The 18,772-nt window shown below is 40.3% G+C and carries 13 protein-coding genes; 11 read left to right on the top strand and 2 right to left on the bottom strand.

Going from position 1 to position 18,772, the window contains the following annotated elements; genetic code table 11:
- Positions 1-71: 71 nt before the first annotated feature.
- The 5 genes from JL001_RS05865 (at position 72) to JL001_RS05845 (ending at position 6,007) form a co-directional block, all read left to right on the top strand.
- On the top strand, positions 72-794 hold the full coding sequence (locus tag JL001_RS05865) for a YqjF family protein (RefSeq protein ID WP_200975210.1): 723 nt from the start codon (positions 72-74) through the stop codon (positions 792-794).
- 105 nt (positions 795-899) lie between these two features.
- Complete coding sequence (locus JL001_RS05860) at positions 900-2,060, top strand: iron-containing alcohol dehydrogenase (protein ID WP_200975209.1); 1,161 nt, start codon at positions 900-902, stop codon at positions 2,058-2,060.
- Between the two features lie 156 nt (positions 2,061-2,216).
- Positions 2,217-3,203, top strand: coding sequence for a bestrophin family protein (locus JL001_RS05855; protein WP_200975208.1), 987 nt, complete (start codon positions 2,217-2,219; stop codon positions 3,201-3,203).
- A gap of 170 nt (positions 3,204-3,373) precedes the next feature.
- On the top strand, positions 3,374-5,689 hold the full coding sequence (gene eutB, locus JL001_RS05850; protein WP_200975207.1) for an ethanolamine ammonia-lyase subunit EutB: 2,316 nt from the start codon (positions 3,374-3,376) through the stop codon (positions 5,687-5,689).
- Positions 5,690-5,743: 54 nt separating this feature from the next.
- Positions 5,744-6,007 carry a hypothetical protein gene (locus JL001_RS05845; RefSeq protein WP_200975206.1) on the top strand — a complete coding sequence of 88 codons (264 nt, stop codon included), beginning with the start codon at positions 5,744-5,746 and terminating at the stop codon, positions 6,005-6,007.
- 57 nt (positions 6,008-6,064) lie between these two features.
- On the opposite strand, the gene JL001_RS05840 is transcribed toward JL001_RS05845, so the two are convergent.
- Complete coding sequence (locus tag JL001_RS05840) at positions 6,065-7,726, bottom strand: M1 family metallopeptidase (RefSeq protein WP_200975205.1); 1,662 nt, start codon at positions 7,724-7,726, stop codon at positions 6,065-6,067.
- 337 nt (positions 7,727-8,063) lie between these two features.
- Between JL001_RS05840 and JL001_RS05835 the strand changes: the two genes are divergently transcribed.
- The 3 genes from JL001_RS05835 to JL001_RS05825 all read left to right on the top strand — a co-directional run bounded on the left by JL001_RS05835 (position 8,064) and on the right by JL001_RS05825 (position 12,024).
- Complete coding sequence (locus tag JL001_RS05835; protein ID WP_200975204.1) at positions 8,064-8,564, top strand: hypothetical protein; 501 nt, start codon at positions 8,064-8,066, stop codon at positions 8,562-8,564.
- A 96-nt stretch (positions 8,565-8,660) separates the two neighbouring features.
- Entirely contained in the window at positions 8,661-9,140 is a 480-nt protein-coding gene (locus JL001_RS05830) for a GyrI-like domain-containing protein (RefSeq protein ID WP_200975203.1), read from the top strand.
- A gap of 109 nt (positions 9,141-9,249) precedes the next feature.
- Positions 9,250-12,024, top strand: coding sequence for a pitrilysin family protein (locus tag JL001_RS05825; protein ID WP_200975202.1), 2,775 nt, complete (start codon positions 9,250-9,252; stop codon positions 12,022-12,024).
- A gap of 142 nt (positions 12,025-12,166) precedes the next feature.
- Here JL001_RS05825 and JL001_RS05820 read toward each other — a convergent pair whose 3' ends face one another.
- Positions 12,167-13,603 (bottom strand): cellulase family glycosylhydrolase, encoded by a 1,437-nt coding sequence (locus JL001_RS05820; RefSeq protein WP_200975201.1) that lies wholly within the window; start codon positions 13,601-13,603, stop codon positions 12,167-12,169.
- Between the two features lie 122 nt (positions 13,604-13,725).
- Here JL001_RS05820 and JL001_RS05815 point away from each other — a divergent pair, with 122 nt between their 5' ends.
- The 3 genes from JL001_RS05815 (at position 13,726) to JL001_RS05805 (ending at position 18,746) form a co-directional block, all read left to right on the top strand.
- Positions 13,726-15,288: a glycosyltransferase family 39 protein gene (locus JL001_RS05815; protein ID WP_200975200.1), complete on the top strand. Its 1,563-nt coding sequence runs from the start codon at positions 13,726-13,728 to the stop codon at positions 15,286-15,288.
- A gap of 2 nt (positions 15,289-15,290) precedes the next feature.
- Positions 15,291-15,662: a nuclear transport factor 2 family protein gene (locus tag JL001_RS05810; protein ID WP_200975199.1), complete on the top strand. Its 372-nt coding sequence runs from the start codon at positions 15,291-15,293 to the stop codon at positions 15,660-15,662.
- Between the two features lie 837 nt (positions 15,663-16,499).
- Complete coding sequence (locus tag JL001_RS05805) at positions 16,500-18,746, top strand: DPP IV N-terminal domain-containing protein (RefSeq protein WP_200975198.1); 2,247 nt, start codon at positions 16,500-16,502, stop codon at positions 18,744-18,746.
- Positions 18,747-18,772: the final 26 nt, after the last annotated feature.

Below are 18,772 nucleotides of genomic sequence, written 5' to 3'. Positions count from 1 at the left end.
CCCATTGTAAGTATCAATTATAATTCCAACCCGCATCGAAAGTGCGGGTTGTTTTTTATCTTAATTTAATAATGCGTATTACAGAAATCTTAAAAAATGTAGAGCATCGGACATTTAAATTGCCCGAGGGCAATTGGAGTTATTATCAAGAGTGGAACAATGCGATATTTCTGCATTGGAAAGTAGATGTTAATCAATTGAAAAACTTAGTCCCAGAAGATTTAGAAATTGATTTATTTGAAAATGAGGCTTGGGTTTCAGTAGTAGCATTTACAATGGAAAGAATTCGAACACGAAATTTGCCTTCATTTCCACCGATTTCTAATTTCCATGAATTGAATATTAGAACCTATGTGAGGTATAGGGGAAGGCCTGGAGTCTACTTTTTGAGTATTGAAGGGGGTAAATTGATTTCATGCCATGTTGCCAAGTTTCTATCTGACTTACCATATCGATACTCCAAGATAAAACGGAATAATGGAAGTTTCATTAACAATAATTCGGTATCTAATGATTTTATTCATCTAACGTTTAAAATAGAAGATCCAAAAGCGGAAAAAACAAAGCTGGAAAAATGGTTAACGGAAAGATATGTACTTTTTCAGGATACAGATAAAGCAATAAACGAGTTTGATATTCATCATATTGAATGGCCTATTTACGAAGTCGATATGAATGAAATAAATTTCAATTACCCGAAATTTAAGTCGCTCTTGAATTCTGCTCCAAACCTAAAACAATATTCACCAGGAGTTCAAGTTATCGCGTGGGCAAAGAAACAATATCCCAAGTAAGGGACTTTTTCTTATGAACTAATCAATTCCTAGATTGTTATTAGAATTGACCCAATGGGTTAAAAATGTGATGATAAGAATTTGATAAAAGACTATTGAATCAATATGCAGAATTTTGAATTTAAAAATCCAACAAAGATCATTTTTGGAAAAGGTCAGATCAGTAAGCTGGCTGGTGAAATTCCTGAAGGAGCAAAGGTTTTAATGACCTATGGAGGAGGAAGTATCAAAAAGAATGGTATTTACGAAAGTGTCTTGGAGGCCTTAAAAGGTTTTGAGGTAGTTGAATTTGGAGGCATTCCTGCCAATCCTGAATATCACGGTTTGTTGCCGGCATTAGAGTTGATCAAGAAAGAAAGTATCACTTTTATGCTGGCTGTAGGAGGAGGGTCAGTGATAGATGCGACCAAGTTTTTAAGCTCCGCTGCTTTGTATGATGGAAAGGAGCCTTGGGATATTCTGGCCAATAAAATCAGAACAGAAAAAGGTTTGCCATTTGGTACCGTATTGACCATTCCAGCGACAGGTTCGGAATCCAATTCCGGTTCGGTGATTTCCAATAAAGAAACCAAGGAAAAACTGGGCATGGGAGGCCCTGGCCTTTTTCCACAGTTTTCCATCCTTGATCCAAGCGTGATAAAGTCACTTCCAGAAAGACAAATTGCCAATGGCATCACAGATGCATTTACCCATGTGTTGGAGCAATACATGACTTATCCTGCAGGAGCATACTTACAGGACCGTTTTGCAGAAGGGATCTTACAGACTTTGATTGAAGTGGGACCAAGGGTGATGAATGATCCTAGCGATTATGAAGCTGCTGCCAATTTTATGTGGTGCTGCACCATGGCCTTGAATGGCTTGATCCAAAAGGGAGTACCTACCGATTGGGCCATCCATGCAATGGGTCATGAATTGACCGCCTTGTATGGCATTGACCATGCGAGGACTTTGGCGATCTTGGCATCTAGCCATTACCAGTATGGATTTGAAAAAAAGAAAGAAAAGATCGCTCAGTACGCGGAGCGGGTTTGGGGCATCACAGAAGGAACAATAGAGGAAAAAGCCACAGCTGGGATCAGCAAAACTGATGAATTCTTTCAGTCTTTAGGTATTGATACCAAACTCTCCGCATATGTTTCTGATTATGAAAATACAGCAAAAGAGATAGCTCGGCGGTTTACAGAAAGAGGTTGGTTAGGTCTTGGTGAACATAAAGACCTGAATCCTGAGGATGTGGAGAAAATCGTGGAAATGGCTTATTAAATTTTTGAAAGAAAAAAACAGAATACTTCATAGAGCTTGCCTCCAACCGGGGCAAGCTCTTTTTGTAACTAGATATCAAAGCTTAAATAGCTGAAAATTTAGGATTTATGGTTATTATTATTGAGGTAAATAAGCTAATGATAAAATTAAAACGCGATGTATATAAAAAGGAACTATAGCTTTTGGATGACCTTCAACTGGTCCAAAAAGCCATTTATCTTAGGGTTTATCTATTCAATGGTTATTTACTTACTTTTTTACTTTCTGAAAGTGGATATTGCCATTCCTTGGCAGCCTATCAGTATAATTGGTATAGCAGTGGCTTTTTACCTAGGGTTTAAAAACAACAGTTCATATGATCGAACCTGGGAAGCAAGAAAGATATGGGGCAGCATCGTCAATAATAGTAGGACATTTGGTGCTGCTGCGGTTGCTTTTGTACAAGGAGAAGGTGATGAAAAGATAAAAAAAGAATTAATCTATCGACATATTGCTTGGTTGGTTGCTTTGAGACATCAGCTTCGATTGAGCAAAGAATGGGAGCATCAGCGACAGCGTTTGAATGAGCTTTATGCTCCCACAGTTTGTGAAGATTATACGGATAAGTTAGAATCAGAGCTCTCCAAATATATTTCAAAAGCGGAATTGGACAGGGTGGAAGGTAAAACCAATACAGCCACCCAGATTATGCGCATTCAGGCAGAAAGACTTCAGGAGTTAAAAGATTTGAATTACTTCGAGGATTTTAGACATATGGAATTCCACCAATTACTAAGGAGTTTTTATGAAGATCAAGGAAAGTCTGAACGGATCAAAAATTTCCCATTTCCACGGCAATATGCTTCTACAGCGGTGTGGCTTACATTTGTTTTTTGTGCCTTTGTCCCTTTTGGATTACTGAATGTTTTCAATCATAGCGAGTCTTGGATTTATTGGGCTGGACCTTTTATCTCAGCCTTGCTGATTTGGGTTTTCTTCCTGATGGAAAAAATAGGAGATTACTCTGAAAATCCATTTGAAGGAACCTATAATGATGTACCGATTACTTCTATTTCCCGTGGAATAGAAATTGACTTAAGAGAGATGATTGATGACATTGATATTCCATCAGCTATAAAGGATGAAAATGGATTTTTACTATAAGTTTAATTTCTAACCAGTTTTGCATCAATTGCCGCAAATATCAGTTTTTGTACTTTTTATTCTATGCACTGACACCTAATATGTTTATATTATGTATCCAAAAGGGATGTATAAATTCCTTTGCCCAAAATTCCTGGATTTACCATAAACAGTAAACAAGTATAGCTGGTATGACTAGAAAAGAGTTTTTGAAAAGATCGGGAATGTTAAGTTCATCCATGTTGATTTTTGGAGGCATGGATGCTTTTGCTTTGGGCAATACTAAAATTTCACCTCTTTCTGTAAAGGTTTCACCCCCCAAAAGTGAAGAGGACCTTTTTGGCTATGTCATTCGAAAAAAGGGAAATTTTGATCTTGATCTTTATCGTCAACTGATCGGCGCTGCCAATGAGTTCAAAGAAGGTGATCTTACTTTGGGCATTGCGGCCAAAGATGAAGCCAGTAGAAAACATGCCCGACAGCTTTTGGCCAATACGCGACTTCAGGATATCAATGCCCATAGTATCTATCAAGATGAACTGTATAATTTGATTTTGGAAACTACCGAAGAGGGTCAAAGGCAGTCCTTGGAGAATTGGACAGTAGGTGATCTGAAGGAATTTTTACTAGCGGCCAATGAAGTGGATATTAAAGCCATCATGCCGGGGCTGAGCAGTGATGTGATTGGCTGTGTGGTGAAGTTGATGAGCAATGAAGAACTGATACAAGCGAGCCAGAAAATCTTCAATCCCCTTCCGAATAGCAAGATTGGAAGTAAAGGATATATGAGTGCCCGTGTTCAACCCAATTCTCCAACAGATAATCCTGAGGATATTATTTGGCAGGTTTTTGATGCTTGGTCCTATGGCGTGGGTGATTTGGTGTTGGGGACAAACCCTGTTTCCAGTGAGGTAGACTCTGTAGCTAAGATAGAAAAGGCTTTATTTGATATTTTGGTCACTTTTGGTTTGGAGCATACCATGTCCAATTGTGTGCTTTCTCATATCGATGTGCAAGCCGAAGTGGAAGAACAGCAAGCCGGAACCACCGGGATTTGGTTCCAAAGTTTGGCAGGGACGGACGATGCCAACCGAACTTTTGATGTGACCATCGATAAGATGCTGGAGCATATGTCCAAGAGAAATGGTCAATATGGTCTTTATGCTGAAACTGGCCAAGGGGCAGATTTTACCAATGGCCATGGGAAAGGCTTCGATATGGTGCTGCATGAATCCAGAAAATACGGTTTTGTGAGAGCATTAAAAGAAAAATTGGGTGAAGGGAAAACAGTTGAGCAACAGCCTTGGGTACATGTGAATGATGTGGCAGGGTTTATCGGTCCGGAAGTTTTTAAATCGAAGGAACAATTGGTACGGTGCTGTTTGGAGGATACGTTGATGGGGAAACTGCATGGGCTGTGCATTGGTTTGGATGTGTGTTCCACTTTGCATATGGATGTGGATCTGGAAGACCTAGAATGGTGTATTGATGAGATTATGCCGGCCAATCCAGCATATTTGATGGCTTTGCCTACCAAAAATGATCCCATGCTTAGCTATTTGACCACTTCATTTAGCGATCATGTTCGCGTTAGGGAGAAATTTGGCTATAAGGTAAATGATGCGATGTGGGATTTCTTCAAGCGCATTGGCGTGATTGGTTCGGACAATCAACCCACAGTTCATTTTGGAGATCCGGTTTGGGTTTATTACCAATATTGCTTGGCCAAAGGTGATTTAAGAAGCCGAGAGGAAATCTATGCGGATGGAAAAAGGACGATTGTAGCCATACGCGAAAGGGGAGTTCCTATAGCTGAAGGTTATGGTGAAAATATTTGGGAGTTGGAGCCTCAACTGGCCAATCAAGTCGTCAGTTTATACGAGGATGCCAAAGTCAGTTTGTGGACCGAGATGCCTGACAGCTTTGTAAAGGGAATTCCAGCTGCCATACCAATTATCACCCTTTCCAAAGACCGAAAGGATTATGTTTATCACCCTGAATCTGGCGAAGAATTAAGTAAGAAGGCTTTAGCGCAGCTGGGCTCTTTGAAATCTTCGTGGGATAAAAATGTTCCCAATGTGCAGATTGTTATTTCTGATGGGCTCAATGCAAGAGCCTTAATGGATCAGGGACATCTGGATGCTTTTTTGAAACAACTCAAGCAAGACTTAGCAGTTAGTGGCTATCAGGTTGCAGATCAAAACATCGTGATCCGTCATGGTCGGGTGCGTGCCGGTTATGCTTGTGGTGAAGTGCTATTTGGTGAGCAAGATGATACCTGCAAGAGTATTTTGCACATTATCGGTGAAAGACCTGGTTCAGGGCACCATAATTTTTCCGTTTACCTCACCGCTGCTAAATCCAACACTTGGGCAAAAAAAGGTGAAGTAGACCACAATATTTCGAGGGTTGTTTCCGGAATATCCGATACAGCGCTGAAGCCTAATCTTGCCTCCAAAGAAACAGTAAATATTCTTGGACAGCTTTTCCAGAAATGGGCTTCTTGAAAAGGTAATTCAGATTTTTTAGTATCTTAATCCAAGCAAACAAATTACTAGTTTATGACAGGTGGAGCAGGATTTTCCAGATCAGGTCAGGCATCTTTTCAAAATAACCGGGACCTAAGAACTCAGCGCAAAACCATGAGTGAAAACCCCTATGCCGGTGGGTTCAATGGAAATAGAGATGAGGCAGCAAAGAATTTCAAAGAGCTCAGACAATGGAGAAAAGCTCAGGAAAAGCAGGAATTGAGAAAAGTGAAGCTGGTGGTAGGAGTATTGCTGGCTATGGCCTTGGTGACGTACCTGTTGACTTTGATATTCTAAAAAAAACAGCCGGTATAGATTACACCGACTGTTTTTGCTTGAGATCTTTGGATTTTATTACTCACCCATGACATTCATCTTGGCCACATAGAAGTTTTTATCCACAATTATTTTTGCTTCAGCAGTTTCTAGTTTAACTGTTTGCCACTGGGTGCTTGGTTTCAACCATTTTTCCTGGCCATTGACCCATATCTTTAGGGGCATATTGAAATTGTTGACAGTATTTTCCCATCGATAAGCCAGCGTACCATTTTTTATGGTATAACTAAATATCGGAATTCTAATATCTCTAAGATACTGGTCAAACACAGGGGATAAATCAGTTCCTGCCTGGGTACTGATGTAGCTTTCAACTTGCTTGGTAGTGACGGTTTGGTGGTAAAATTCCTTGTTCAGCCCTCTAAGGATTTCACGCCATTTTTCATCATCATTAATAATCTGACGAATGGTGTGGAGCAAATTGGCTCCTTTATAATACATGTCACCTGAGCCTTCGTAATTAACATCATAAGTGCCTATGACTGGTCGATCATTGTTGATGGCCATTCTTGTTCCCATTACGTATTCACTGGAAGCTTCTTTGCCATAAAAATAGTCCAAGAAAAGATTTTCTGAATAAGCTGTAAATCCTTCGTGCACCCACATATCGGCCACATCCTTGTTCGTGATGTTATTGGCAAACCACTCGTGGCCTGATTCGTGGATGATGATAAAATCAAACTTCAGTCCCCAACCCGTGCCGCTCAAGTCTCGGCCAAGATATCCATTGCCATATTTGTTACCATAGGTGACAGAGCTTTGGTGTTCCATGCCCAAGTAAGGAACTTCCACCAATTTATAACCATCTTCATAAAAGGGATAAGGTCCAAACCAATGCTCAAATGCCTCCATCATCCTTACCGCATCCTTAAACTGCTCTTTGGCTTTGTCGAGATTTTCACGTAGAACATAGTAGTCCATGTCCAACTCACCTTTTTCTCCCTGGTACTTTTCCGAGAAGTGGACATAATCACCAATGTTGATATTAATTCCGTAATTATTGATAGGGTTTTTTACTTCCCAAGTATAGGTTTTAGTTTTTGCTTTTCGGTTTCGCTCCGTCTTGATCAATCGACCATTGGAAACATCCATTAAGTTTTCTGGAACTTCTACTTTGATGATTGCGCCTTTATCCGGTTCATCTGAAGGGTGGTCCTTGTTGGGCCACCAGACACTGGAGCCGATGCCTTGGTTGGCATTTGCAATAAAGGGCAGACCATTGCTGTCCTTGGTCCAGGTCAGTCCGCCATCCCAAGGAGGTCGTTGTGCCACAACAGGCTTGCCGGAAAAATGAAGCGTGATTTCATAGGATTCACCAATGTTTTGATCAGCTTTTATGGTGACAAAATGGGCATTGCCATCATGTTCAATTTTTAATTCTTCACCATTTTGAACTGCCTTTTCCAATTTCATGGGTGCCTGCAGATCAACTTGAAAACGGTTGGCTTGCTGGGTGACTTTATAGGTGATGGTATTGGTACCGGAGATAAATTGTTGCTCAGGGACTACTTTGATGTCGAGGGAATAATGTTGTAAATCCCACCAGGCCCGCTCAGGCGTGATGCTTCCGCGGAGGGTGTCCTGTCTGGTAAATCCTTCTCCATGAGGAAATAGTTGGGCGTAAGCAGAAACATTACAAAGTAATAAAACTGCCAATGGCAGCATTTTAATCAATTTCATATCTATTAAAATTGGGTTTTTATTCTCATTCAGCTTACAATTTAACTCATCTAGCTGAAAAGACTCAAGTGATTTCTATAAATGGATGATTAGAGCAAAGATTGATCAATAAAATACTTAAAAAAGGTAATCGTAAAAATCATTCATTAAATGTCTGACTAGTAAATCATTGTGATTTATTTTATACCAGAAAAAGGTAAAATACCCTATCTGGGGTATTTTATTAGAAAATGTGAGTGGGTAATATTGCAAAATGTACTGATCAAAAACATAAAAGAAATATCTTTTTTCGGTTGTTTTGGTTTGTATAAATTTTTACCAACATATAATAATTACAATGAAAAGAACACTTACTACCTGTTTATTATCAGGAATGATTTTGGCTGCTTCCAGTTGTGCGAGTATTTTCAGCAAGAGCAGTTATCCTATCTCAATTAACAGTACTCCTATGGGTGCTAAAATTTCGATTACTGACAAAAAAGGAACGGAAATTTACACGGGGAAAACTCCAGCAAACATTAAGCTTAAAGCCAGCAATGGATATTTTTCCCGAGCTAGATATATTGTAAAGTTTGATCAGCCTGGCTATGCTACCAAAACTGTTCCTGTAGAATACAAATTAGATGGCTGGTATTTTGGCAATATCTTAATCGGAGGCCTTGTAGGGATGTTGATTATCGATCCTGCAACTGGAGCAATGTATAAGTTGGAAACAGAATTCTTGAATGAAACTTTGGAAAGGAATACTGCCAATCTAGAACAAGAAGAATTGAAAGTCTTTACGATGGATGAGGTTCCTGGAAAGTGGAGATCACACATGGAAGCTTTAGAAAACTAATTTTAATGAAAGGTGAGACGGAAGTTTCACCTTTTTTTCATTTAAAGGGTGTAATGCTTACTTGTTATTGGAATAAGAATTTCACAGCTTTAAACCATGCAAGCACCAAGAATCATAAACATTTCCAAAAGTCATTTTATTGGAATGCGTGTGGAAATGAGTTTTGCCAATAATCAGACAGTAAAGCTTTGGAAATCCTTTATGCCAAGAAAAATGGAAATCGAAGGAGTTCTTGATGAAGCCCTTTACTCTTTGGAGATTTTCCCTATAGGATTTTTTGATGCCTTTGACCCAACAGTCTATTATGAGAAGTGGGCAGCTGTTAAAGTAAATGCTAAGGCAAAAGCCTCCGACGGAATGGAGCACCTGACTGTACCTGAAGGAAACTATGCGATTTTTATCCATCGTGGCCCAGCCAGTGAAGGCCCAAAAACCTATCAGCACATCTTCCAGAAATGGCTGCCAAGCTCTGGATACCAAATTGATGACCGTCCCCATTTTGCAGTGATGGGGGAAAAATATAAAAATGACGACCCTCGGTCTGAAGAAGAAATTTGGATTCCCATTAAAAAGTAAAATTCACGTATTAACTAGTAATATTTTTTATGTAAAATTCTGATTTCAAGCGTCTTATTCTTTATATTAGGTTTACCTATGCCATTGATAACCATAACCTTTTCTAAAGATGAGAAAATCAATTTTACCCCTATTACTTTTCATGGGCTTGATCATTACTTCCTCTGCCCAGACCTTTAAAGCAGAAGATATTGACATCGAATATGAACGGTATGTTTTGCCGAATGGACTTAAACTTTTGGTTTATGAAGACCACAAAGCACCCATTGTGGCAGTGAATGTCTGGTACCATGTGGGCTCTAAAAATGAAAAGCCAGGCAAGAGTGGTTTTGCCCACCTTTTTGAGCATTTGATGTTCAATGGTTCTGAGAACTTTGACGATGACTATTTCCAGGCCATTGAGCGGATTGGCGGTACAGATGTGAATGGTACTACCAACACGGACCGGACCAATTACTTTCAAAATGTCCCTGTTGCTGCTTTAGATCAAGTGCTTTTTCTGGAGTCTGACCGAATGGGACACTTATTGGGTGTGATTGACCAGGAAGTGTTGGATGAGCAAAGAGGGGTGGTGCAGAATGAAAAGCGACAAGGTGAAAATCAACCATACGGGCAGCAGTGGAACTACCTGACCAAAGCCATGTACCCAAAAGGCCACCCTTATTCATGGACGGTGATTGGTGAAATGGAGGATTTGAATGCGGCATCGGTTGAGGATGTGCATGAGTGGTTTAAGGCTTATTATGGTGCAGCCAATGCCGTGATTGCCATTGCTGGGGATGTGGAACCGGATGATATCTATCAAAGGGTTATGAAGTATTTTGGAGATATTCCAGCAGGACAAACGGTAGAGCGTCAGGAAGTCAATATTCCAGTTCATGCAAGAGATTCCTACCAAGTTTATGAGGACAGGGTACCAGAAAGCCGTGTACTTTTTGTTTGGAACACGCCTCAGTTTGGAGACCGCGAAGACATTCATTTCGATTTGATCTCTGCTTTGCTGAGCAGTGGAAAAAGCAGTCGACTATACAAAAGGTTGGTATATGATGATCAAACGGCCAGTCAGGTGCAAGCTTTTCAGGCATCTTCTGAAATCGCCAGTCGCTTTGTAGCTTATGCTAATGTCAAACCAGGAAAGGATGTACAGGAAGTTCGCAAAGTGATGTTGGAAGAAATCAATCGATTGGTGGAGGAAGGGCCTACCGAGGAAGAACTGAAACGGGTGAAGGCCGCTTACTTCGCCGATTTTATCAAAGGTTTGGAACGGATAGGAGGCTTTGGTGGGGTATCTGATGTGCTGGCTTCCAATGAAACTTATTTTGGAGATGCTTCCTACTACAAAACTGTTTTGCAATATGTAGAAGAGGCAACAGCGGGAGATATACAGGCTACCGCTCAAAAATGGCTAAGCCAAGGAAAACATGTTTTGGTTTGTAATCCATTTCCGGATTATACCGTCAGCGAAGGATCTGTCGATCGCTCATCTTTGCCACCTCTGGGAGAACCTAAGAGTTCCAAATTTCCTGATCTGGAAAAAGCAGAATTGTCCAATGGCATGAAAATCATTTTGGCCAAGCGTGAAGGAGTGCCCACCGTGGCCATGAACTTGATGTTTGATGCAGGTTATAAAGCGGATTACCTTACCAAGGCTGGTACAGCTGCATTGGCCATGAACTTGTTGGATGAAGGGACCACCAATATGAACACGCTTGAGATCAGCGAAAAGCTTCAAATGTTAGGAGCCAGTTTGGGAACAGGCTCTGATACAGATATCTCCAGTGTCAGCATGACCACCTTGAAGCCTACACTGGACGAAAGCTTGAGTCTGTTTTCTGATGTGGTGCTACATCCGGCTTTTGCCGAAAATGAATTTGAGCGGTTGAAACAAGAGCAACTGAATAATATCATGCGTGAGAAATCACAACCTGTTCCGATGGCCTTAAGGGTCATGAATAAGTTTCTTTATGGAGAAAACCACCCCTACAGCAATCCCTATACAGGAACAGGGTACGAAAATACCGTATCTGAATTGACCAGAGATGACATGGTGAATTTCTATGACACTTGGATTAGGCCGAATAATGCGACTTTGGTAATCACTGGTGATGTGGAAATGAGTGAGTTGAAGGCCAAGTTGGAAAGTGCTTTTAAAGATTGGAAAAAAGGAGATATTCCTAAAATAGCTTTCAATAAGCCAAGGACGGATACCAAAAACACCTTGTATTTGATGGACAGACCAGAATCCCAACAATCTGTGATCATTGCCGGTAACCTAATCGATAAATACGGCGATATTTCAGAAATCGCCCGAGAACAGATGATCAACATTTTGGGTGGTGAATTCACCTCCAGAATCAATATGAATTTGAGAGAAGACAAGCATTGGGCTTATGGAGCCTTTGGTCTGGTTTTGAATGCAGAACATGAGCGACCGTTTCTGGTTTATGCTCCAGTTCAAACGGACAAATCAGCAGAGTCTATCCAAGAATTGCAAAAGGAGCTTTCAGAGTTTGTAACATCCCGACCGGCTACTGAGGAAGAGTTGGAGAAAGTTAAAAACAATCAAGTGTTGGGCTTGCCTGGCCAGTGGGAAACCAATTCATCCGTAAACAGTTCACTGTACAATATGGTGAAATATAATTTGCCTGATGATTACTATCAAAAATATGATGCCAATGTCCGTAATTTGGATTTGTCTGATGTGAAGAAGGTAAGTGAAGAGGTGGTCAAACCTGAAAATGTAAACTGGTTTGTGGTGGGTGACAAGGCTAAGATCATCGATAAATTGGATAGTCTTGGCTTTGATCAAATTATCGAAATTGACACGGATGGCAACCCACTGAAAAAGGAACTGCCGAAGATCAAGAAAGAAGGAGAGAATTGATATAATCAAATAGAGGCTATCTAAAATTAAATGCGTCATCACGAGCGAAGCGATCTCTATGTGGACTTCTTGCACGTTTGAAAAGATAACTTTCCCTAATTTGTTGCAGGGGATCGTTATGACAGTGATTTTGAGGTAGCCTCTATTTTTTTGCCTGTATGATCTTTTCGATGATATCAGGATATTCTTGCTCACCAGTCTCCCGATTAAAAAGTCCAAAACCATGGTTTCCGGTAAAACCATTGTCCCAATAAAATGGAACTAATCCATGATCCATTGCTGACTGGGTGATGTATTGAATATAACTTTCCCGGTATTTTTCATGTTCAGCAAACTCTGTTTTGGAAATGGCACCATATTCTCCTAAGATCACGGGCATGCCCTGATCGATGTAATAAGTTTTCATTTTAGAGTATTGGTTATCGGCATGTGCTTCATTGCCCCACCCAGCTGTTTTGGAAGCATTGCTTGCATCATTGCCCCATTGACTGACAGGACTATTTTCATCCAAAGCAAATTCATAAGGGTCATAATAATGTACTTCCATCATTAAGCGATCTGCCGTCCCATCTTCAGGGATTTCAGCGAAGCTAACCGTGTGGTCAATATTCGTGTTGTAACCCTGAATCACCAAGTGGCGATAAGTATTCCTGCCTCCAGTGCCTCGCACAGCGTTTACAAAAGTCTGGTTAAAGCTGTTTTGGACAGTGTAATTTTCTTCAGTTGGAGTGCCATATTCTCCTTCTACCAGCACCTCATTGGTGCCAGCAAAGAGAAGATGATCATCATAATCCCTGAAATGCAGCGCAATCTGAACCCACATGGCAGAAAGCCTTTCGTTTACTTGATCTTGCTGAGCATAGGTGGGCTGCATCCAGCCGCCGTCCCAATGGATATTGATGATGGCATAGAGGTCATTTTCCAGTACATAGTTGACCACTTCTTCGACCCGGTTCATCCATGATTCATCGATGGTATAGGTAGCCTCGTTGGAGAATTTACTCCAAGCAACTGGTATTCTGATAGCGTTGAAGCCAGCTTCCTTGACCGCATCAATCAAGTTTTTGTTCACCAATGGATTTCCCCAGGCAGTTTCTCCGCCGATGGCCTCCAGGGAATTGCCCAAATTCCAGCCTAAGCCCATTTCCTGAGCCAGTTCCAAACTACTGATGTCACGCATTTGGCTGGCGTCTGCGGGAATATAATAATCGGGAAATTCAGGTTCATAAGCTGCTTGGGAAATGGAGACGCTTTTGGTGATACTTCCAGCTTTGATCTCCAAAGTGGTGGATCGTGGGGAGATTTCAGCATTATTGGTGGATGTAAATTTGAGCATGGCATTTCCATTTCCGCTGCTCGGTTGAAGAGAGAGCCAATCGACAGTAGTTTGGGCTTTCCAACGTGAATTCGAAGTAAGTGCAATTTCTTTGGAGCCTCCATCTGCATCAAAATCAAGTTGGGAAGAGGACAATGTCAGTTCAACAGGTTTTTGGTCAGCTTGATCTGAGCAAGATGTTAATGTTCCAAACAAGAGCAAAGCCAACAGAAAATGGCTTATGGGATGAAGAGGCTTTTTCATGATTTTGGGCAAATTGAATGGTTAAATTTATTTATAATCAAGCGCTTATAACTGGAGCATATGTTTTAGATTGGGGGTTGATTTGTAATGCATTGCCAAATAGAAGGCCTTTCTAACCATATATGACAAAAACAGCTTTCCTCTCTAACAGGAAAAACCTGATCTACCTTATTGCATCTTTTGCACTGCTAAAGCTATTGGTGCACTTTATGACCTATGATCATTATGAGTTGCACCGGGATGCTTATCTGTATTATGCACAGAGTGAACATCTAGATTGGGGATTTATTGCGGTTCCTCCCTTAGTGGGAGCAATAGGAAAATTGGCCACTACAATCTTTGGTCACACTACTTTTGCTATGCGCTTCTTTCCAGCGTTGATTGGTGCTTTGAATGTTTTCTTGGTTGGTTTGATGGTAGTAGAACTGGGAGGTAAATGGAAAGCTGTGTGCTTGGCTTGCCTGGCCTATCTGCTTTCTCCAGCTTATTTGCATACCAACTCCCTGTTTCAACCAGTGAGTTTTAATCACTTTTTTTGGCTTTGGTCAGCTTATTTTGTTTTGAGGTTGATTAATCGAAATGATCCAAAATACTGGCTTTGGTTGGCAATGACCTTTGGTTTGGGGTTTTTGAATAAATATTCCATCGTATTTTTCTTTTCAGGCTTTCTGCCAGCCTTGGCCTTAAGCAAACATCGTCAGCTTTACCTGAACAAGTATTTTCTCTGGGCTTGCTTGCTGGCCATTGCTATTATTTTGCCCAATTTGATTTGGCAATATCAACACAACTGGCCCGTGATGATGCATATGAAAGCATTGAGGGAGACCCAGCTGGTCAATGTGAGGATTTCTGATTTTTTGATTGCCCAGTTGATGATGAATGCACAAGCATTGCTGCTTTGGCTGATGGCATTAATCCTGTTACTTTTTCATCCTAAAGAAAGAACTTTCCAAGTGTTTGGTTTGACATTTCTAATGGTGGTGTTCTTACTAATTGCTGGAAGCGGAAAGGCTTACTATACGCTGGGCGCCTATCCGATGCTTTTTGCTTTTGGGGCTTACCATGTAGAAAAATATACTGGAAAATGGGTAATACCTACTACCGTGTTTTTGCTTGTCTTAATGTTTGCTGGACTTTATTTATCGATTCCCTATGATGGTATTCCATTTGTGCGTGCTGAAAATATCGCTGGCAAATCATCACATCGCTGGGAAGATGGCGAATACCATGAAATTCCACAGGATATGGCTGATATGACTGGATGGAAGGAATTGGGAGAAGCTGTAGCAAGTGTCTATAAAGGTTTGGGGCCGGAGAATAAGGATAATGTAGATATCTTTTGCAATAATTACGGTCAGGCCGGTGCAGTGATGTTCTATGGGAAAAGTGTTAATGTTCCCCAGCCCATTTCTACCAATGGAAGTTTTGTGTTCTGGTCACCGGATAGTTTGACCAAGGAATATTTTATTTTGGTGGATCATGATCCGGGTGATGAAGACGGTAGCAATGAAATGTTACCTGTATTTTTTGAAAAGGTGGAGTTGGTGAAGACCATTGACAATCCTTATTTCCGGGAAAACGGCACTAATATTTATCTTTGCCAGCATCCTACTGTAGTGGTAAAGGAACATTATAAAAAACTTATGGGAGCAGAAAAGGGAAAGTATAAAAGAAATAATAAATAGTTATGAGCACGCTAAAACAAACAGCCCAGGAATTTTTAACCTTATGTGCCAGAGGTGACTCGAGAAAGGCCTTTGCTCAATATGCTTCAAAGAACTTTATCCATCATAATGCCTATTTCAAAGGAGATGCTGAAACGTTGATGGTGGCCATGGAGGAAAATGCACAGCAGATGCCCCATAAGATTTTCGAAATCAAAAGAACCTTGGAAGATGGTGACTTGGTGGCTGTCCATTCACACTTTCGTCAGGATTCTAAAGATTTGGGTGCAGCCGTAATGCATATTTTCAGATTTGAAGGAGAAAAAATCCTAGAATTATGGGATTTTTCCCAACCTGTTCCAAAGGATATGCCTAATGAGAATGGCATGTTTTGAGTTAGTGGAAACTAACCAAGGAGGATGGATTTTAAACAATTTTATTAAAAAATATAATTTTGGTGAAGTTGCTTAATAAGGTCATTTTGAGACAAAAATAGAATCAAGTATACTTTGAAACCAAAGCGGAATATAGTTGTCTATTTAGATAAAATTAATTTTTTATTAAGTTTATAATATTAATAATTATAAATATTATTGGTAAAGTAATATAAATATTGAAGTAAATAGAAGTGAATTTTATATGTCTAATATTTTGTTTTAGTTTCAATTTAAAAAATATTAAATTGTTGTTAATATATTTTTTGATTGAATATTTTATAAGAGAAGATGTGTAGGTTGCTGAATCCTTCCGGTTTTATCTGAAAAATGTTATATTTGTACTTATGGATAGAGAAGAAATTAATTCCGAGATACACAAAATCGTCGATAAAATACCTGACGAGATTTTTGAAGGGCTAGATGATGTAGTTAATAGCCAGAAGAAAAACAAAACAAAGCTTTTACGTTTTACACATCGGCTCAATAAGATTTTAAGAGAAGATAAAAAGATCTTTAACAAGTTGAGCAAGTAATACTTCAACGATCTTCATTCATGGCTAAGCCATCATCAAGTTTTGTGAGCTCGCTGGGTACAGCGCTAATTTTTATAATCGAATTTTCGAAACTTTTTAGGTAGGGTAAAGAAGCTTCCTTTTGGGTAAAACCATTTTAGCGATTATTGATACAGGATTGACCAAATCCCCAAATGGTCAAGAGGCAACTGGATACTTCTGATTATTATGGTTATTTTCAAATTGGCTGATATTGCCAATTTCAATATGATCAAATATACCTATGAAAAAGAGATTAGTTTTTGTGGCTTGGGTGATAAGCTTTGTGCCTTTGCTGGTTTCAGGTCAAGATGCCCAACTGACTTTGGACCGCATTTATTCCAATGAATTTAGACAATCAGGCTTACCTGCCCTTCAATGGGTAGATGGAGGAGAGTCCTATGCCGTGGTGGAGCAAAATGCAGAAGGTTTGCCGGAAATTGCCAAATACACCACATCCTCAGGAGAAAGAAGCCTTTTAGTGGAGGGAAACCAGCTTATTCCAAATGGGGAAAATAGCTCCATAGGCGTGGAAAGTTTTGATTTTTCCCCCGATAAAACCAAACTGATGATTTTTACCAACTCTTCCCGGGTTTGGAGAGCCAATACGAAAGGGGATTACTGGGTGCTGGATTTGGAAAGTGGTGAATTGAGTCAGATAGGCGCTGACTTTCCTGCTTCTTCATTGATGTTTGCTAAGTTTTCTGAGGACCAAAAGAAAGCTGCCTATGTTTATCATTTTAACCTTTATGTGGAGGATTTAGAAACGGGTTCTGTTACGCAGCTGACAAAAAGTGGTGGAGAGGAAATTATCAATGGCACTTTTGACTGGGCATATGAAGAGGAGTTTGGAGCTCGGGATGGTTTTAGGTGGAGCCCTTCTGGCCAGCAATTGGCATTCTGGAACTTTGATATTTCCAAAGTGGGTACTTTTTATATGATCAACAATACCGATTCCGTTTACTCCGAATTGATTCCATTGCAGTATCCTAAGGTAGGTCAGGATCCTTCTTCAGTGAAAATTGGTCTTGTTGGCTTGTCTGGTGAGGAAGTGCATTGGATTCCCCTTCCTGGTTCCAGCATCCAAAACTATATCCCCGGGATGCAGTGGGTGGATGCTGAAACACTTTTGATCCAGCAATTAAACCGTCACCAAAATAAGCTGACGGTGTGGCGTTACAATGTCATTTCTGAAGAACTAAAAGAAGTCTATGTAGAGACAGAAGAGACTTGGGTGGACATTTATTATCCCGATGTTTCAGCGGGTGGTTGGGAAGAGAATGACTTGAAGTTGGTGGATAATGGCACTGCTTTTCTGAGAATGACAGAAAATGATGGGTGGCGACATGTTTACAAGGTGGACATTATGAGCGGAGATAAAACTTTACTTACTCCATCGGAATTTGATGTGGCTTCCATTGCAGGTATGACCGAGAAAGAGCTTTTCTTTCACGCTTCACCCGACAATACCACCCAAAGATATCTGTATAAAACAGATATAAAAGGCAAAGGTAAAATCAGCAGGTTGACGCCAGATGAGCTGGTTGGGATCAATTTGTACAATTGCTCACCCAATGGGGAGTTTGCCATACTTACCCATAGTAAAGCCCTTTCTCCAAATACTTATCATTTGATTGATTTAAAGAATCATGAAGAAATAAGGACATTGGAAGATAATGCAACCTACAAAGGTCAATTGGCTAATTTGGCATTGCCAGAGGTGGAATTTTTTCTGGTGACTACAGATGAAGGAGTCCAGGTGGATGGAAGAATGATCAAGCCAGTAGGTTTTGATGCATCAAGAAAATACCCAGTGCTATTTCATGTTTACGGTGAGCCTTGGGGAGCGGTAGCCACAGACAATTTTGTGGGATTGTGGAATATCATGTTAGCGCAAAAGGGTTATATCATCATCGATATGGATAATCGCGGAACTCCATGCTTAAAAGGCAGTGAGTGGCGTAAAAGTATTTACCGAAAAGTAGGTGTCATCAATGCAGAGGATCAGGCCATGGCGGGCAAGGCGGTTTTAAGCAAATATAGCTTTATTGACCCTGAGCGTGTAGCGGTGTGGGGCTGGAGCGGAGGCGGATCCATGACCCAAAACCTGCTATTCAAGCACTCAGAGATTTATAAAGTGGGTATGGCCGTGGCAGGGGTGTCGATGCAATTGATCTATGACAATATTTATCAAGAACGTTACATGGGATTGCCACAGGAAAATTTGGATGATTTTATCAATGGTTCACCTATCTCCTATGCCAAAAACTTACAGGGTGATTTGCTTTTGGTTCATGGAACCAATGATGATAATGTACATTACCAAAGCCAGGAATTGTTAGTCAATGAATTAATCCTTCAGAACAAACAATTCGATATGATGGCCTATCCAAACAGAAGCCATGGGATCTATGAGGGGCCAAACACAAGACGGCACCTTTACACACTATTGACTAATTATTTGATGGAGCATGTCCCTGTGAATGAATGATCTTCATGATATGAGTTGGTCTTGAA

The organism is Echinicola sp. 20G (assembly GCF_015533855.1).
Taxonomy (GTDB): domain Bacteria; phylum Bacteroidota; class Bacteroidia; order Cytophagales; family Cyclobacteriaceae; genus Echinicola.
This window is presented reverse-complemented; position numbering and strand designations above follow the sequence as displayed.

What these genes read in the sequence shown, in the direction of transcription:
- JL001_RS05810 (WP_200975199.1), top strand. Translation starts at nt 15,291, where the DNA reads ATGAGCACGCTAAAACAAACAGCCCAGGAATTTTTAACCTTATGTGCC.
- JL001_RS05845 (WP_200975206.1), top strand. Translation starts at nt 5,744, where the DNA reads ATGACAGGTGGAGCAGGATTTTCCAGATCAGGTCAGGCATCTTTTCAA.
- JL001_RS05860 (WP_200975209.1), top strand. Translation starts at nt 900, where the DNA reads ATGCAGAATTTTGAATTTAAAAATCCAACAAAGATCATTTTTGGAAAA.
- JL001_RS05855 (WP_200975208.1), top strand. Translation starts at nt 2,217, where the DNA reads ATGTATATAAAAAGGAACTATAGCTTTTGGATGACCTTCAACTGGTCC.
- eutB (WP_200975207.1), top strand. Translation starts at nt 3,374, where the DNA reads ATGACTAGAAAAGAGTTTTTGAAAAGATCGGGAATGTTAAGTTCATCC.
- JL001_RS05865 (WP_200975210.1), top strand. Translation starts at nt 72, where the DNA reads ATGCGTATTACAGAAATCTTAAAAAATGTAGAGCATCGGACATTTAAA.
- JL001_RS05805 (WP_200975198.1), top strand. Translation starts at nt 16,500, where the DNA reads ATGAAAAAGAGATTAGTTTTTGTGGCTTGGGTGATAAGCTTTGTGCCT.
- JL001_RS05830 (WP_200975203.1), top strand. Translation starts at nt 8,661, where the DNA reads ATGCAAGCACCAAGAATCATAAACATTTCCAAAAGTCATTTTATTGGA.
- JL001_RS05835 (WP_200975204.1), top strand. Translation starts at nt 8,064, where the DNA reads ATGAAAAGAACACTTACTACCTGTTTATTATCAGGAATGATTTTGGCT.
- JL001_RS05815 (WP_200975200.1), top strand. Translation starts at nt 13,726, where the DNA reads ATGACAAAAACAGCTTTCCTCTCTAACAGGAAAAACCTGATCTACCTT.
- JL001_RS05840 (WP_200975205.1), bottom strand. Translation starts at nt 7,726, where the DNA reads ATGAAATTGATTAAAATGCTGCCATTGGCAGTTTTATTACTTTGTAAT.
- JL001_RS05820 (WP_200975201.1), bottom strand. Translation starts at nt 13,603, where the DNA reads ATGAAAAAGCCTCTTCATCCCATAAGCCATTTTCTGTTGGCTTTGCTC.
- JL001_RS05825 (WP_200975202.1), top strand. Translation starts at nt 9,250, where the DNA reads ATGAGAAAATCAATTTTACCCCTATTACTTTTCATGGGCTTGATCATT.